A 16,035-nucleotide genomic window follows, 5' to 3' on the forward strand; every position below is an offset into this window, starting at 1 on the left:
AGCGTTATTCATCCATCAACCTGAGCAAACAATGAACAAAAAATTCTCCGTCGTCCGTTTTGCCGCACTGAGCATCCCTATGCTGGCCATGGCCGCCAATGTCGCAGCCGCCGTCGCGGATATGGCCGACACGCCAGCCGCCGATACCGCTGTCGAAGCCGCTGCCGCCGCACCGATCGCCACCGTGGAAGTCGCCACCCGCAAAACGCGTTCGTCGGTTGAGCTGGGCAAGAACGAGATGCAGAAAATTCTGCCAGGCGTGAATCCGCTGAAAGCACTGCACACGCTGCCGGGCGTCAGCTTCCAGACCGCCGATCCATGGGGGAATAACGAACAGAATCTGTCGCTGTTCATTCACGGCTTCAGCGGCTCGCAACTGGGCTACACCATGGACGGCGTGCCGCTGGGCGACCAGCAATACGGCAACTACAACGGCCTGTCGCCACAGCGCGCCATCACCAGCGAAAACGTCGGCCGCGTGATCCTGTCGTCGGGCGCCGGCGACCTGGCCACCGCCTCGACCAGCAACCTGGGCGGCACCATCGAAACCTTCTCCAGCAATCCGCTGCCGAACGCCAATTTCTCGGCGCAGCAGACCGTTGGCAGCTACAAGACTTCGCGCACCTTCCTGCGCTACGACACCGGCAACTTCGGCGACGGCAACAGTGCCTACATCTCTGCCGCGCACCACGAGCAGAAAGCCTGGGACTTCGACGGCCGCCAGGGCGGCGACCAGATCAACGCCAAGTTCATCAACAGCAGCAGCCTGGGCAAACTGACCCTGTACGTGGCCTATTCGGACAAGATCGAGCCGAACGAAGACAGCACCGTGCGCTCGGCCACCGAGAAGTATCAGCCTTACACCCGTCCATTCATGTACCCGAACTTCCAGCAGGCGCTGAGCTATTTGTCGGCCACCGGCGCCACGCCAGCGGCGGAAGGCAATAACTACCGAAACTACTACAGCGACGCGCAGCGTACCGACTACCTGACCTACGCCAAGTTCGATATGAACCTGGGCGAGGCCACCACCTGGTCGAACCAGATCTACTACCACAACGATGATGGCGTCGGCGTAGTGGCCGGCCCGATCGGCGTGGCTGGCCTGCCGGCGCTGTTCGCGGTCTACTTCCCTGGCCAGAACCTGAAGCAGGTATTTGGCAACTCCGGTTACGCGACCCGCACCACCGAATACGAAATCAACCGCAACGGCTGGCTGTCGACGCTGAAGACCGAACTGGGCGACCACAATCTGCAAGCCGGCCTGTGGTTCGAGCACAACCGTTCGTCGGCCTACCGCCGCTGGTACGCGCTGGATGTCAACAATCCAAGCTCGCCATACGACCGTCCAAGCAATCCGCTGATCACCCAGTACGGCAGCGAGATCGACAACAAGGTGGTACAGTTGCACCTGCAAGACGAATGGCGCATCCGCCCTGACCTGTCGCTGCAAGCCGGCTTCAAATCCAGCCTGCAATTTGCCGAGGGCCAGTTCCCGGTGCAGCCTAAGGCCGGCGCGATCGCCAACTCGACCGCCCTGCCGGTCGGCAAGATCGACACCAAGAAATGGTTCCTGCCGCAGATCGGCGGCCGCTGGGACATCACTGGGCAAGACCAGGCCTTCTTCAACATCCAGAAAAACATGCGCCAGTTCGTCACCTACGGCGGTGGCGGCGCATCGCCATGGAGCTTGTCCAGCCAGGGCGCGTTCGACCTGTTCAAATCGACCGCCCGGCCTGAAACCTCGATCACCTATGAAGCCGGCCTGCGCACCAGCCACCAGCTGAACGGCGACGTGCTGACCGGCTTTGACGGCCAGATCAACGTCTACCACGTCAACTTCAAGGACCGCCTGTTGCAGATCAGCCCGACCTCGGTGATCTCGTCGATTATCGGCGGCAATCTGGCAGTGCTGACCAACGTCGGCGCGGTCAAAACCAACGGCATCGACTTCTCCGGCACGCTGCACTTCGGCCGTACCTTCTCGCTGTACAACGCGCTGTCGTACAACCAGTCGAAATACGACGACAACTACATGAACGGCAACGCCGTGGTGCCGACCGCCGGCAAAAAAGTACCGGGCAGCCCGGAGTGGATGGATAAATTCGTCGCCACGCTGAACATCGCCGATACCGAATTCCAGCTGGGCGGCGACTACGTCGGCAAGCGTTACGCCACCTACACCAACGACCTGCAAGTGAAGAGCTACTTCCTGATGAACCTGGGCGTGTCGGGCAAGCTGCCCTTCCTGAACGGCGGCTGGGTGAAGAACGCGCGCTATCGCCTGAACGTCACCAACCTGGCCGATCGCAAGGGCGACCTCAACGTAGTAGTCGGCGCGGCCAGCGGCACGTACAATACCTTCCCAATTGCACCTCGTCAGGGCTTCCTGACTTTGATGGCGGACTTCTGATGAGCAAACTTTATTTACCGCCGCGACTCTCGCGTCGCGGCTTCATCCAGACGGCTGCTGTGGCCACGGCTGCGGTGGCTGGCTCGTCGCTGCTGCTGCCGGCATCGGCCCTCGCCGCAGCGCCGGTGGCCGGCGACCAGTCCGGCCTGCCGGGCGTGGCCCCGGTTGGCGCAGGCACCGGTCGCCCGCTGGTGTTCGGCCACCGTGGCGCCAGCGCGCTGCGTCCCGAACACACGCTGGCGGCGTATGCCAAGGCCATCGCCGACGGCGCCGACTATGTCGAACCGGACCTGGTCAGCACCAAGGACGGCGTGCTGGTCGCGCGCCACGAAGCCTTCTTGAGCGAAACCACAGACGTCGGCACGCGTAGCGAATTCGCCAGCCGCAAGACCCGCAAAACCATTGACGGCGAAACGCACGAAGGCTGGTTCGTCGACGACTTCACCCTGGCCGAACTGAAAACGCTGCGCGCGGTGGAGCGCATCCCGCAATACCGTCCGGGCAGCGCACAATACAACGGCATGTTCCAGGTAGTGACGTTTGAAGAAATGATCGACTTCGTCGCGGCCGAAGCGGCGGCGCGCGGCCGCATCATCGGCATCGTGCCGGAGCTGAAGCACTCGACCTACTTCGCCAGCGTCGGCCTGCCGCTGGAGGACCGCTTCCTGTCCATCCTGGCGGCGCACGACTACACACGCCGCAACCCGGTGGAGATCCAGTCGTTTGAAGTGGCCAACCTGAAATACCTGCGCGGCAAGCTGGGCCGCCGCGCCAACCTGCGCCTGATGCAGCTGGTCATTGGTGAAAACGTGCGTCCGATGGACGTGGCGGCGGCAGGCGGCACGCTGACCTTCGCGCAAATGTGCACGCCGGCCGGCCTGCGCGATATCGCCCAATACGCCGACGTGGTGGCCCCGCCAACCCGCGCCATCATCCCGCTGAACAAGGACGGCACGCTGGCCGCGCCTTCCTCGCTGGTGGAGGACGCCCACAAAGCCGGCCTGCGCGTGGAACCCTGGACCTTCCGTCCGGAGAACCAGTTCCTCGCCGCCGACTTCCGCAACGGCGCCCTGACGGTCCGCAACGAAGCCGGTTCAATCGCCGAAATGAAGCGCTACATCGCCACCGGCATCGACGGCTTCTTCACCGATGACCCGGCCCTGGGCCGCGCCGCCCTCGGTTAAGCGCGCGGCAGCCTGACGCTGGCCAGCAGGCCGCCGCCAGGCGCATCGTCGAGATGTATGCGTCCGTGGTGGCTGGCCGCCACGGACGCCGCAATCGCCAGCCCCAGCCCGCTGCCACTCTGCGTCTGGCGCGGATCGCGGAAGAAACGGTCAAACACCCGCTCGCGCAACGCCGGCGCGATGCCCGGCCCCTGATCCCGCACCGACAACACCACCTCGGCACCGGCAGCGACGATGCTCACCTGCACCATGCCGCCCGGTGGACTGTACTTGATGGCGTTCTCCACCAGATTGTCGATCAGCGACACCAGGCTTTCACTCTGGCCCTGTATGTACAGCGGCTCGGCCGCCACCATTTCCAGTTCCACGCCACTACGCGACGCCAGCATCGACAATACCGCCAGCCGGTCCTGCAACAAGGCGTCCAGCGCCAGCCGGAGATGCGGCGCGCTGTCCGGAGCATCGCTGCGCATCAGGCGCAGCAACTGTCCGACCAGCCGGCCGGCCCGGTTGCCGCTGTTGAGAATGCCGTCGAGCAGCTCGTGCTGCAAGGCGTTCCCGGTTTGCCGCTGCAAGGCTTCCGCGTGCACGCGCATGGCGGCCAGCGGCGTGCGCAGCTCATGGGCGGCGTCGGCGATAAAGCTGCGCTCGCGCTGCGCGCTCTGGTTCACCCGCAATAGCAAGGCATTGATGCTATCCACCAGCGCCGCCAGCTCGCGATGCGGCGGACGGCATGCCAGCGGCGTCAGGTCGCCCGGACCGCGCGCCGCCACTTCCTGCGTCACCTGCCGCCAGGGCCGCAGCGCCAGGCGGATCGACAGCCAGGCCGGCAATGGCAATAATGGCAGGCTGATCAGCAAGGGCAGCAGGAAATAGCCACGCGAGTTCATCGCCAGGAACAGCTCCATCGCTTCAACGGGCGCGACGAACATCACCTTGGTGCCGGTGTCCTGCGAGCGGAAGGTGCGCGCGCGATAGCGCTTGCCCTGTATGTAGAGCGTGTGTGCGCCGACCTCAGGATCGCCGCTCAAGCCATTCAGTATGTCGTCGGTCTGGTACACCAGCTTGCCGTTCTGCCAGACCATCATCAGCGGACCGATATCCTGCAGGTCGTTTTCCACAAAGTCTTCGCGCAGCGCTGCATCCACCACGCGCAAAGTCTGCTGCTGCTTGTCCGGCTGGCCCGCCAGGTTGTCAGCCACCAGCATCACCGCTTTGGAAATATTCGGCGCATTCAGGTAGCCCGGCGTGTCGCCGCCCTCGCGCAGCATCACCACGAACACGCCGGCCCATAACAGCAATAGCAGCATCACCTGCGCCACCATCAGGCGGCGCACCAGTGTTGGTTCACTGACCAGGCGCCAGGCGCGCAGCAACAGCTTCATGCCGCACCGCCTGGCGGCTGGACATCGATCACATAACCGACCCCGCGCACGGTGCGGATAAAGCCCTCGCCGATTTTGCGCCGCAAATTGGCCATATGTACGTCCAGCGCGTTGCTGGCATTGGTCTGCGCACCTGGCAAGGTCTGCTCTTCCAGCGTGCGCCGTGTCAGCACGCGGTCGGCGCGCATCATCAGCATCTTCAGCAATGCATACTCGCTGCCGGTCAACTCCACCTCGCGTCCATGGACGCTGACGCGGCGCGTAGGCGCGTGCAGCCACAGGCCGCGCACTTCAATGGTTTCGCCGTCAAAGCCGTAGCTGCGCCGGGCCAGCGCGCGCACCCGCGACAGCAGCTCGGCCAGCACAAACGGCTTGACCAGATAGTCGTCGGCGCCGCCGTCAAGGCCGTTCAGGCGGTCGGAGACGGCGTCGCGCGCGCTCAGGATCAGCACTGGCAAGTCGGCCGCATTCTCGCCGCGTATGCGGCTGCGGCGCAGCCGGGATAAGAGCTGCATGCCGTCGCCATCGGGCAGGCCAAGATCGAGCAGCACCAGGTCGCAGCCGTCATATTCGAGGCAGCGGCTGGCGTCGTCCAGGGTGCGTACCCATACCACATCCATGCCTTGCTCGGACAAGGCAATGCGCACGCCGTTGCCCAGGTCCAGATCGTCTTCTATCAGTAGGATTTTCATGGCGTTATTAGAGCATGCCAAGCTGAAGATCATCTAAAGAGCGTCTTCATCGATTCTTCATGCAAGGCTCAGATTGCCTTCATCGCCGTTGCCGACAATGCAAGCATGCGACCGGGCCAGGGGGCACCGGTGCTACTTTGAATGGATAGACTATGCAAACACGCTCTCGCCGCATGCTCGCGGCGCTTTGCCTGCTGGGCGGCAGCACCGTGGCCGCCGCCGGCGACGCACAACTGCTGGTCGGTGGCGGCCTTGGCGTCGAGGCACGCTATGCCGGGGCCAACCGCAATCAGGCCGGGCCGGTGCTGGTGCTGGACTACAGCCACGCCAGCGGCTTCTATGCCAGCACGCTACGCGGTCTCGGCTACGAAGATCAGGACGGTCCGGTCAGCTACGGCGCCGCGCTCGGCTATCGCGGCGAACGCCGGGAAAAGAATGAGAAGTCATGGTTCGGCAACACCGGCAGCGAGGAATTGAAAGGCATGGGCGACATCAAAGGCAACGCCAGCGCGTTGCTGAGCGTCGGTTTCAGGCCGCTGTCCATGCTGGAACTCAATCTGCATGCCGACCTGCCGCTGTCACGCCGCGAGAACGGCAAGACGCTGCATGCCGGCATCACCGCGCATCTGCTCAATCGCGATAGCGACCACGTCTCACTGGCACTGGCGGCTGGCTTTGCGGATAGCCGACACGCACAGACCTACCACGGTGTCACCAAGCAGCAGGCTGCCGCGTCCGGTTTCAAGGCCTACCATCCCAGAGCCGGGCTGTACGAAGCCAGCACCATGCTGACCTGGGAGCACAGCTTCAATGCGCGCTGGAGCGTGACCACGCTGATCGGCGCGACGCAGCTGCTGCGCGACGCCTCGCGCAGCCCGCTCACCAAGCGCAAAACCAATCCCAGCGGTGGATTCTATGTCAGCTATGCCTACTAAGCACCTGCCGCTCAGCCTGAGTGCCGGAGTCAGCAACTACCATGGTCTGGCCAGGCTGCGCGAGTGGCTGAAACTGCACGCGCGCGCGCTGCTGCACCGCCAAGCCACCCGCGACTGGCTGCGGCAGCTGGAGACGCAACCCTTGATGGCCGCGCTGCTACGCAGCAGTCCGCAGCTGATGAAGAAAATCTACCGCCCCTACTTCAGCGCCTCGCTGTCGCCCACACAGCGCGGCGGTCTGCTGCATATGCACTATCAGCATACGGCACGGTACGGCCTGGGGAGTCTGGTACAGCGCGCCGCGCGCGGGCCGGTCCAGCTGGCCAGTGTCGAGGTTCGGTCGGGACAAAGGTATGCGCTGCAATTATCCGCAGTCAGCGTGATGGAGCGCGAAGGCGAGCTGGTACTGCAATTGCTGGACAGCGAGGGGATACTGTATTCGGTTGCCTTCAGCTTCATCCATGAAGACGCGGCGGTCTACATCGGCGTCGGCGGCTTGCAGGGACCGAACCATGGCGACCGTCAGGAGCGCGTGCGCAACGCCACCCATGAGCTGCATGGACTCCGGCCGAAGAATCTGATGATACGGCTGGCGGCCCAATGGGGCGCGGAGCACGGGTGCGCAGGCATGATCCTGGTCGGCAATCACAACCGCACGGTGCGCAGCGCCATCCGTCAAGGCAAGGTCCACGCCGACTACGATGCCTTGTGGCGTGAACTCGACGCCACGCTGCGCGGCGACGGCAATTACACGCTGCCTTGCGGATTGCCGCCAGCGCTGACCACCAAGGCGCGCAAGCGGCATGCAAGCGCTGAAGCCTTTTGCGCGGCGATGGGCAAGGCACTGCGGGTCTGGAAGCGCAGCCGGCAGGCTGTCATCGCGCCGGCTGTGGACTGGTCGCGTGATGTGCGACACGCCGCGTGAGGTGCTTGCTTAGTTGCTGGCCTGACGTGGCGCATCCAGCTTGGGCAGCGCCGCAGTCAGGTCGATCCAGGCTTGCGGCACTGGTTTTTCGCGGCTGCGTACGCCAAAGAAGCTGACCACTTCGCGGCCATCTTTATCGTAGAACTCGACGTTGACGACGCCGGCGCGCTTGACCACGTAGCCGGTGACGAAGTTGGTGTCGCGCAGGTGCAGGTTAAATTCCGGGTCCAGCACGTTGAAGTAACCGCCGGTTTCCTGCACCTTGTTGATCTTGCCGCTGAAGATCTGGATGGTCGCGTCATTGCCCAGGAAAGCCATGATTTCCACCTGCTGCTTGGCCGCCTGCTCCAGCAGCTGGCGCACTGCCAGCGGCGCAATGCGCTGTACTTTGTCAGCCGGGCCGAGGCGCAGACCCTGCTCGCGCGTCACGCCGAATTCGCTCAGCAGACGGTTGAACTGGTGCACGTCGTTGATTTCGTTCCAGGCCAGCTGGAATTCTTTCACGTCCACCGCGCTATCCGGCTTCGGTGCCGGTTTGGCCGGCTGCGCCGCCACTTTCAGGTCCGCGCTTTGCACCGGGTTGCGGAAGTCGGCGACGATCTTGTCGAACACTGGCACGCCGGCGTCGCTCTTCACGTAGACCTTGTGCGCGGCATTGCCGTACTGGTCGAAGAATTGCAGGCTGCGCGAGATCACGCCGTCCTTGCCAGGCTGGGCCACCGCGAACGCGTATTTCCAGTTCTTGAAGGTGAAGCGCAGGTCGATCTCGCCGCCCAGGTAGCCGCCGGCGATGTTGCGCATGCGCGCTTCGCGTTCTTTTTCCTTATCGGCGTCGAGGCCGGTCACCGGTTCCTGGGGTTTCATTTTGGTTGCGACGCCGGTGCGTTCCAGCACCCCGTTTTCATTGCGCGTCAGCGCCATGACTTTGCCGAGGTCGAGCGCGCGGCGCATGATTTCACGCGGCACGGTGTCGCCTTCCTGCAAACGGGTCACGGTCTTGCCGATGCCGTTGGCGGCCAGCAGCTCCGCTTCCGAAACATTCAGCTTGGCCGCAGCGTCGCGCAGCGCCAGACGTGGCTCCGCCGCGCGCAGCGCTTCGTAACGCTCGGTCAGACTGGCTGCACCCGCCGGCAGAGAGGAGATCAGCAAAGCGCCGGTCAGCGCCAGGACAAATCGATGGTGGGGTTTCATGGCTAGCTCCTTAGTAAATCACTTTGAGGTTGAATGCATAGTTGCGGCCTGGGCGCGCCTGACGCTCGATGTCGGCCAGCGTCGCTGCCGAGGTCGCCGCGACCAGGGTGCGCGACGAGGCGTAGTCCCAGAATTTCTTGTCGCCGATGTTGTACACGCCGCCGCTCAGGACCACATGCTTGTTGATGTTCCAGTAAGCGGTCAGGTCGAACACGCTGTAGCCCGGCACCGCGAACAGCTGCGTGGTGCTGCCGGTCAGCACATCGCCCTCGGCGCGCTTGCCGCGTGCGGTGCTGGCGGTGAACGCCGCTCCGCCACGCAGGCCCGGATCGTCGTAGGCAAAGCTGGCGTTGGCCTTGTACGGCTGCACCGAGGCCAGATCGGCTTGCTTGCCGGTCTTGGTGTTTTCCGACGTGCCTTTCGACGCGCCGGCCGCTACGCTGACGCTATAACCCTTCATGTTCTGCAGCCACTGGCCCAGCGTGAAGCGCGAGCTGAATTCCAGGCCATAAATCTTCGCCTTGCCGACGTTCTCCGGACGGAACAAGCCTTGCACGATGGTCGGATAGTTGACCCGGTCGATAGGCTGCGTGACGTATTCGATGAAGTTGCTGTAGCGGGTGTTGAACGCCGACACGCTGAACTCCACACCCGGCGTTGGCGCGCCTTTCAGGCCAAGCTCAAAGGCGTTGCTGGTTTCCTTGTCCAGGTTCGGATTGCCCAGCACAGCATAGCCGGTGGTGCTGGTGTAGCTGAACGAATCGTAAGTACCGGTGCGCTCTGCCCCGGTTGGCAGACGGGTGCCACGCGAATACTGTGCGTAGGCGTTGAAGTTGGGCACCAACGCGACCGACAGGTTCAGCGACGGCGTCAGGAAGGAATCGCTGTCCTCCTTGATTTCCTTGGCGGCGGCCGGCACCGCGACGATGTATTTTTCCAGATTCTTCGGCGACAGCTTGCGGTGCTCGGCGCGCAGACCCGGCGTCAGCGTGGCCTGATGGCCGGCCAGCGCGAAGCCGAATTCGCCACGCACATAGGCGGCGTACTTATCGGTGTCCATGTCGGCCATGCGCGACTTGGTCATGTACTGATGCGCGCCGGTGGCCACTGTCAGGCGGTCCTCAGCCCATGGGCGGCGGGTTTCCAGGCGTTCGTACTGGATGCCATAGCTCAGCAGGTTGCCAGGGCTGAGCTGCTTGGTGGCGTCCAGCGCCAGGCCTTTGCTGTCGTTGTAGTAGCCAGTGTTGATGTCGCGGATGAATCTCTGGCCAGTGGTGAAGTAATCGGCGTGGGTCAGGTCTTCCACTTCGGCTTTTTGCGTGTACAGCTTGCTGTCCAGCGTGTCCAGCAGCGCGAAGCCGCTAGGGGTCCACTGGTGTTCGACACTGAGTCGGGTACGCTTGGTATTGGAATTCTGCATCACGCCGGCCGGATACAGCGCGCTGGTCTTGTTGTCGTACTCGCGGTCGTGTTCGGCCTTGTAGCTGTCGACGGTGAAGTTCAGCTTGTGTTCCTTGGAGATGGTCCAGTTCAGCTTGGCCAGCACGGCGTCCGAGTTCCAGTCGTCCGGATTCATCGGCACGCTGCTCAGGCTGTCCGACTGTTCGCCGCTGCGGTGCACGGCAACGATCAAGGCTTTCAGATGCGGATTGATTTCGGTGGCGGCGGTGACTGCGTGCATGCGGCTGGCACGGTCCGAGGTGTAGCCGAACTTATAGTCGGCGTACAGCTTGCGCTTGTCGTCCAGGTAGTCTTCCGGCGCCTTGGTGATGAACGATACCGCACCGCCCAGGCCTGGCGAACCGGGACCACTTGGGCTGGCGCCGGAGCCGATGCGCACTTCGCGGAAGGTCTCCGGATCGAAGTAGTCGCGGCCGATGCCGAAGCCGTTGTTGGTCGAGCCGTCCGGCTTGCCGGCGGCGTCTGGCAGCGAGATGCCGTCCAGTTCCAGGCTGACGCGGTTGCCTTCCACGCCGCGGATATTGAAGCCGGTGTTGGCGGCGCTGTCCCACACGCTGCCGCCGCCGCTCGCCGCCGCCGGCACGCTGATCAGCGGCGAGTAGCGGGCGATGTTGGCCATGTCGACCGCGCTATTTTGTTCCAGCTGGCGCACGCCGATGACGGTGGTCGTGCCGTTGCGGGTGGAGGTGGCGTCGTCGCGCTTGGCTTGCACCAGGATTTCCGACAATTCGCCGGCGGATGTGGTTTCCTGCGCTGCGGCTGGCAGGGCCATGGCCGCTCCCAGCATCACCAGCAACGCGGAACGAACGTGAAGAGACAAAGGCGCGGCCTTGTGCCGTGCGCCCGTAAGGGTAGCGACCATAGTTATCCAAGAGAGAGAGTATGCGTTAAACGGCTGGCTCTCGGAGTTGGACGATCGCTGGCAAAGAACGCATCCTATCAATAATGATTCTCATTTACAAGGAATATTATCGTTAAGATTGGCAAATCCGCTACAATCCGTATCATGAGCCGCCTTTCCCTGACGATGCCCTCTCCTGCCGCCGGCAACCCTGGTCGCCGCAGCATCGCGCTGGCCCTGGCGTTATTGGGGACAATTGCTGGCCTGACGCTGTCCTGGCTGTTGTGGTCGGCGTGGCCGCTGGCGCTCAGCCTGACGGCAACCATGATACTCGTCTGGCTAATGCATACGCAGCCGCTGGTACAGCATGTGGAATATTTTTCGGCCGACGAGGATGGCCTGCGCTATGTGGATACGCCGGGCCAGGACGGCCGGGTGCTGCGCTACAAGTGGACCGAGGTGCTGGCGGTGAGCGCCGTCAGCAAGGGCCTGCGGGTGCAGACCGGACGCGGCGCGATGAAAGGCGCCACGGTGTTCCTGGCGATGCAGTCCGAGGCGGACTGCCAGGCCGCCAGCGCGGCGGCCGAGCGCTGGCTGGCGGCTTACCGGGTGTGATCAGCCGGCCAGATAGTTATTCTTCACCCGCACATAATGCTCGGCTGAATATTTGAGGTAGGCGATTTCATCGCTGCTCAGCGCCCTCACCTTGGCCGCCGGGCGGCCGACATACAGATGGCCGCTTTCCAGCACTTTCCCCGGCGGCACCAGGCTGCCGGCGCCGACCATCACCTGATCCTGCACCACCACGTCGTCCATGATGACGGCGCCCATGCCGATCAGGCATTCATTGCCGATGCGGCAGCCGTGCAGCATGGCCTGGTGGCCGATGGTGACGTAGTCGCCGATGATCAGCGGCGAGCCGTCCGGCTTTTTCTCGTTCTTGTGCGAGACGTGGCCCATCGCGAAGTCCTGCACATTGGTGCAGTTGCCGATGACGATGCGGTTGACGTCGCCGCGCAGCACGGTATTGCACCAGATCGAGCAATCCTTGCCGACGGTGACATCGCCGATCACCTGCGCCGATGGGTGCATATACAAGCCTTCGCCCAGTTGCGGCGTGGTGTTCAGGTAGGAAGATACGGGCATGCTTGAGTCCTTATTGACGGGAATACTTGGCCAACAGCGCAATCAAATCGCTTTGGTGCGCAGCCATCCAGGTCCACATCGCTTCCACCTCATCGCGGTGCGCGGCGTAGTATTGCTGGTTGGTCGCCAGCCAGATGTTACTGCTTAACAGCGGCATGCGCAGCCGGGTAATTTCATTGCCGTAGCGTGCGGCAATCGACTTGTCCATATCGTCCACCGCGCCGACGGTGACCGCCACGCCATCGACGCGCTTGAGCCTGAGCTTGCCGATGTTGCGCTCCAGGTCGATTGCCCCCTCGTCGACCTGGATGCCGTTGCCGCGCAGCGTGTCGACATACGGCGCGCCATATGGCACGCCCATCACGCGCCCCTGGAAATAGCGCGGCGTAACGGTCCCCGGCGGCAGCTGGTCGGCGGCGCGCACCAGCACAACGATGTTGGTGTGGATGGCGCGGCTGCGGTCCAGCGCGCCGCTGCGGTCACGCGGCAGCACAATGCCGGATGGCAGCTCGGCGCGCTCTTCGATCGGCAGATAATCCACTTCGCCGGCCTGCAGCGCCAGCCGCAATCGATTCGCGGGCAGGCGCACAAACTGCACCGGGCAGGGAATCGTGACGGCCGCAGCCGCCCGCAAGTAATCGACGCCCACGCCGGCCGGCGCCGGCACCTCGCGTCCTTTGCCCAGCCAGTAAGGCGGGCGATCCTGGTCCATATAACCGATACGTACCGGAGGGCATGCAGCATGCGCAAAACAGGTGGCAGACAAAGCTAAAACAAACAGAACTCGGCGCAGCATAATGACATTGTTTATGACAAAGTCTTTATTATAGCTATCTGATTGGCAATTCCGCCTGAGTTTATCCCTGATACGTGCCATCACCGTGTGGCGCGGCGCGAAATTCCGGCAAGGCCTCGGCCTGCGCCGAATAGCTGGCCAGCGCAGGGTAGTCGGCTGGCGCCACCACATCCGGCAGCATCTGCTGGATGAAGTGCCAGGTAATCGCCATCATCACGCCTGGTGGCGGAATGGTGTCGCTGGCGACCTCCAGCGGTTGCTGCTGCTGTTCGGCTTCCAACACATCCAGCGCGGCGCGCAGTTGCTGAACCACGCGGTCGGCCCACGGCTGGTGCAGCTTCTCGGCCGGCCGCAGCTTGCGTTCATACACCAGCTGCACCGCCTTGTCGCAGGCAGCCAGCGCCAGCCCCAGCAGACGCTGCGAGCGCCACAGCTCGGTCGGCATGGTCGGCGTGCGGCGCGACGAGGGCCGGGCGATCGATTCGGCGTACTGCAGGATCAGCGTGGAATCCATCAGCGCCGCGCCCTCCTCATCGACCAGCGTCGGCGCCTTGACCACCGGATTGATACGGCTGAACTGATCAAAGGTGCTGAACACCGACAGCGACTGGTGTTCAAACTTCACGCCCAGCAACTGCAACGACACCGCAACACGGCGGACATAAGGCGAATCCAGCATCCCAATCAGTTTCATGACAACTCCTTTACAAGAGCCGCCATCTTAGCCGTTTCCGCCGCGCTTGCCGAGTGCCGCGACTACGCCTGCAACAACACTGCGGCGCCACGGCCCAGTGAGCGCACAACTTGCATCACGTCCCAGTTGGTGAGGCGGATGCAGCCGTGCGATTGGGTCTTGCCGATCTTGCCCGGCTCGGGCGTGCCGTGAATGCCGTAGTGGTCGATGCTGAGGTCGATCCAGGCCAGGCCAACCGGGTTGTTCGGGCCTGGTGCGATGCGCGCCCTGGTATCGCCCGCCTTCGCGTCCCAGAACAGCTTGGGGTTGTAGCGGTATTCGGGATTGGTGGCCACGCCCAGCACCGTCCAGCGGCCTTCTGGCAGCGGATCGTGCTTGCTGCCGGTGCTGGCGGGGAATTGCGCGAACGGCATACCACCCGCGTCCAGCAAGGTCAGCGTGCCCTCCTTTGCGTCGACCAGCACCGACGCCGCTTTCGGCAACGGCTTGATGATGCCGACGTTCGGCACCAGCAACTGCTCGCCGGCCTTGTTCAGATTCTTGCCAGGATTGAGGCGGCGCAGCAGCTCCGGGCTGCAATGGAAGCGCTCGCCCAGCGCTTCGGCCAGGCTGGCGTAGCCCAGCGTGGCCAGCCTGGCCTTGCCCGCCATATCGGCCGGTACCGGCGTGTACGGGCCGGCGACATCCCTGGCGGTGACGCTATAGACATCCAGCACCGGCGCCTGGTCGCGCTCCAATTCTTGCCACGTCGCCGCGTCGATATTCCCGGTCACCGGCAACTGGTGCAGCTTCTGGAAGCCGCGTATCGCGCGGTGCATATTGCTGCCGTAGGCGCCATCCATCTCGCCGGGCGAGAAGTGGGCGCGGTCCAGCAGCACTTGCGCGCGCAGGACGTTAGGACCACTCGACTTGGGGATCACCGGCTTGGCGCGCTGCGCCACGTTCAGGGTATCGGCTGCGGCCAGCGCCGGCTCGGCGGCGTGTGCGCTGGAAGCTGCCAGCATCAGTGCAAAGAATAAAACTCTCAAACCAGACTCGGGTGAAAACAGGGAGCTTATTCTAGCCTAGCGGACCGTTAATCACTGCTTCGATACGATGGCCATCGGGGTCGACCAGGAAGGCGGCATAGTAGTGCTCGCACGCCGCCATGGGCCAGATCGCGCACGTCCAGGGAAATGTGATGCAGCATCAGTTGGTTTAGTCCTTGGTGTATCGCTGCATGACGTAGCCGAGGCGGCCGCGATTCTTATCCAGCCAGGTCCACAGCGCTTCGGACTGCCGCGGATGGGCGTGGTAGAAACTGTCGTTGAAGGCCAGCCACAGCCGGATGTTCAGCAGCGGCTGCGGCAGTTGTTCGATGCTGCCTTTGTACTTGTCCAGCGTCTGTTTCAAATGGGCCGGCGCGACCGCCGCCACCACCACGCCATCGACGCGGCCGAGGCGCAGCTTTTCAATATTGCGGTCCAGGTCGCGTGCGCCTTCGTCCAGCGTCAGGCCGGCTTCGCGCAGGCGCGGGGCATAGCTGTTACCCATTGGGATGCCCAGCGTCTTGCCCTTGAAGTACTGCATGGGGTTGGTGCCAGCGGGCAGATGATCCTTGCTGCGCACCAGCACCAGCACCTGGTTGTGCAAGGCGCGCTTCAGGTCGATATTGCCGGCCTTGTCGCGCGGCAGCGCGATTTCGGCCGGATAGAAACTCAGCTCGCCAACCGGCGCCAGATCGATGTCGCCATTCGCCAGCGCCACTTTCAGCCGCGCGGCCGGCAGGCGCACCCAGATCGGCGTGCAGCCGAAACCGGCGCCCAGCACCGCGTCGCGGATCAGGTCCACCGCCGCGCCAGGCGGATCGGGCACCTTGTCGCCTTCGCCCAGCCAGTACGGCGGGCGGTTCTGGTCCATATAACCGACGCGGACGGGAATGCATTCCGCCGCCAGGGCAGGCGTGACGATCACCGCAGCTAACATCAGCAGGAGGCCAGCGCGCAAGGTCATCGGGATTCTCAGTGTTGGGGAGGTTCAGCTGGCTTGGGCGCCAGCGGTGCAAGCGCCGCAGACTGGCCCTTGCCGACGATTTGAACGAAGATTTCGTTCTGCTTGATCATGCTCAGCTCGTAGCGAGCGCGCTCCTCGACCGCGCCGGTGCCGTCCTTGAGGTCGCGTACTTCGGAGTCGAGCTTGGCGTTGCGGGCGATCAGCTCCGCATTCTTCTTGTGCGCCACGTCCACCTGCGCCTCGAAATCCTTGACGCGCAGCCAGCCGCCCTTCCCCAGCCACAGCGGGTACTGTATCAACAGCAGCAGGAAAGCCAGTCCGAGCGTAATCAGGCGCATGAAGGTGATTGCGGCCGGATCGACTCCGGCCGCGCTTGCTTA

General features: G+C 63.5%; 15 protein-coding genes. 5 read left to right on the forward strand and 10 right to left on the reverse strand.

Features of this window, described 5'->3' with window-relative positions:
- Window positions 1-31 precede the first annotated feature (31 nt).
- Window positions 32-2,413: a TonB-dependent receptor gene (locus tag KW842_RS08530; RefSeq protein WP_218303643.1), complete on the forward strand. Its 2,382-nt coding sequence runs from the start codon at window positions 32-34 to the stop codon at window positions 2,411-2,413.
- Window positions 2,413-3,597: a glycerophosphodiester phosphodiesterase gene (locus tag KW842_RS08535; protein ID WP_218303644.1), complete on the forward strand. Its 1,185-nt coding sequence runs from the start codon at window positions 2,413-2,415 to the stop codon at window positions 3,595-3,597. Before KW842_RS08530 ends, KW842_RS08535 begins: the two co-directional genes overlap by 1 nt.
- Here the strand turns inward: KW842_RS08535 and KW842_RS08540 are convergent.
- Together KW842_RS08540 and KW842_RS08545 are read right to left on the reverse strand one after the other, a co-directional pair.
- Entirely contained in the window at window positions 3,594-4,982 is a 1,389-nt protein-coding gene (locus KW842_RS08540; protein ID WP_218303645.1) for a HAMP domain-containing sensor histidine kinase, read from the reverse strand. The genes KW842_RS08535 and KW842_RS08540 overlap by 4 nt on opposite strands.
- A complete protein-coding gene (locus tag KW842_RS08545) occupies window positions 4,979-5,674 on the reverse strand; it encodes a response regulator (protein ID WP_218303646.1) in 696 nt (231 codons plus the stop codon). The genes KW842_RS08540 and KW842_RS08545 overlap by 4 nt, the downstream gene beginning before the upstream one ends.
- 152 nt (window positions 5,675-5,826) lie before the next feature.
- On the opposite strand from KW842_RS08545, the gene KW842_RS08550 reads away from it, so the two are divergent.
- Window positions 5,827-6,609, forward strand: a complete 783-nt coding sequence (locus KW842_RS08550; protein WP_218303647.1) for a MipA/OmpV family protein — start codon at window positions 5,827-5,829, stop codon at window positions 6,607-6,609.
- Window positions 6,599-7,534 (forward strand): DUF535 family protein, encoded by a 936-nt coding sequence (locus KW842_RS08555; protein ID WP_218303648.1) that lies wholly within the window; start codon window positions 6,599-6,601, stop codon window positions 7,532-7,534. Before KW842_RS08550 ends, KW842_RS08555 begins: the two co-directional genes overlap by 11 nt.
- A 9-nt stretch (window positions 7,535-7,543) precedes the next feature.
- Here KW842_RS08555 and KW842_RS08560 read toward each other — a convergent pair whose 3' ends face one another.
- A complete protein-coding gene (locus KW842_RS08560) occupies window positions 7,544-8,725 on the reverse strand; it encodes a hemin-degrading factor (RefSeq protein ID WP_218303649.1) in 1,182 nt (393 codons plus the stop codon).
- Between the two features lie 10 nt (window positions 8,726-8,735).
- Window positions 8,736-10,958 (reverse strand): TonB-dependent receptor domain-containing protein, encoded by a 2,223-nt coding sequence (locus KW842_RS08565; protein ID WP_229223563.1) that lies wholly within the window; start codon window positions 10,956-10,958, stop codon window positions 8,736-8,738.
- A 234-nt stretch (window positions 10,959-11,192) separates the two neighbouring features.
- On the opposite strand from KW842_RS08565, the gene KW842_RS08570 reads away from it, so the two are divergent.
- Window positions 11,193-11,642, forward strand: coding sequence for a hypothetical protein (locus KW842_RS08570; RefSeq protein ID WP_218303651.1), 450 nt, complete (start codon window positions 11,193-11,195; stop codon window positions 11,640-11,642).
- On the opposite strand, the gene KW842_RS08575 is transcribed toward KW842_RS08570, so the two are convergent.
- From KW842_RS08575 to ftsB, 6 genes are all read right to left on the reverse strand, one after another.
- Complete coding sequence (locus tag KW842_RS08575; RefSeq protein ID WP_218303652.1) at window positions 11,643-12,173, reverse strand: gamma carbonic anhydrase family protein; 531 nt, start codon at window positions 12,171-12,173, stop codon at window positions 11,643-11,645.
- Window positions 12,174-12,183: 10 nt separating this feature from the next.
- A complete protein-coding gene (locus KW842_RS08580) occupies window positions 12,184-12,885 on the reverse strand; it encodes a hypothetical protein (protein WP_218303653.1) in 702 nt (233 codons plus the stop codon).
- A gap of 145 nt (window positions 12,886-13,030) precedes the next feature.
- Window positions 13,031-13,663, reverse strand: coding sequence for a glutathione S-transferase (locus KW842_RS08585; protein WP_218303654.1), 633 nt, complete (start codon window positions 13,661-13,663; stop codon window positions 13,031-13,033).
- 62 nt (window positions 13,664-13,725) lie between these two features.
- The gene (locus KW842_RS08590; RefSeq protein WP_229223564.1) at window positions 13,726-14,691 is read right to left on the reverse strand and encodes a L,D-transpeptidase; all 966 of its coding nucleotides are present in this window, start codon (window positions 14,689-14,691) and stop codon (window positions 13,726-13,728) included.
- Between the two features lie 169 nt (window positions 14,692-14,860).
- The gene (locus tag KW842_RS08595; protein WP_229223565.1) at window positions 14,861-15,655 is read right to left on the reverse strand and encodes a transporter substrate-binding domain-containing protein; all 795 of its coding nucleotides are present in this window, start codon (window positions 15,653-15,655) and stop codon (window positions 14,861-14,863) included.
- Window positions 15,656-15,663: 8 nt separating this feature from the next.
- A complete protein-coding gene (gene ftsB, locus KW842_RS08600; RefSeq protein WP_218303655.1) occupies window positions 15,664-15,993 on the reverse strand; it encodes a cell division protein FtsB in 330 nt (109 codons plus the stop codon).
- Between the last annotated feature and the right edge of the window lie 42 nt (window positions 15,994-16,035).

The sequence above is a fragment of the Duganella sp. sic0402 genome, from assembly GCF_019219065.1.
Classification (GTDB): Bacteria; Pseudomonadota; Gammaproteobacteria; order Burkholderiales; family Burkholderiaceae_D; genus Rugamonas.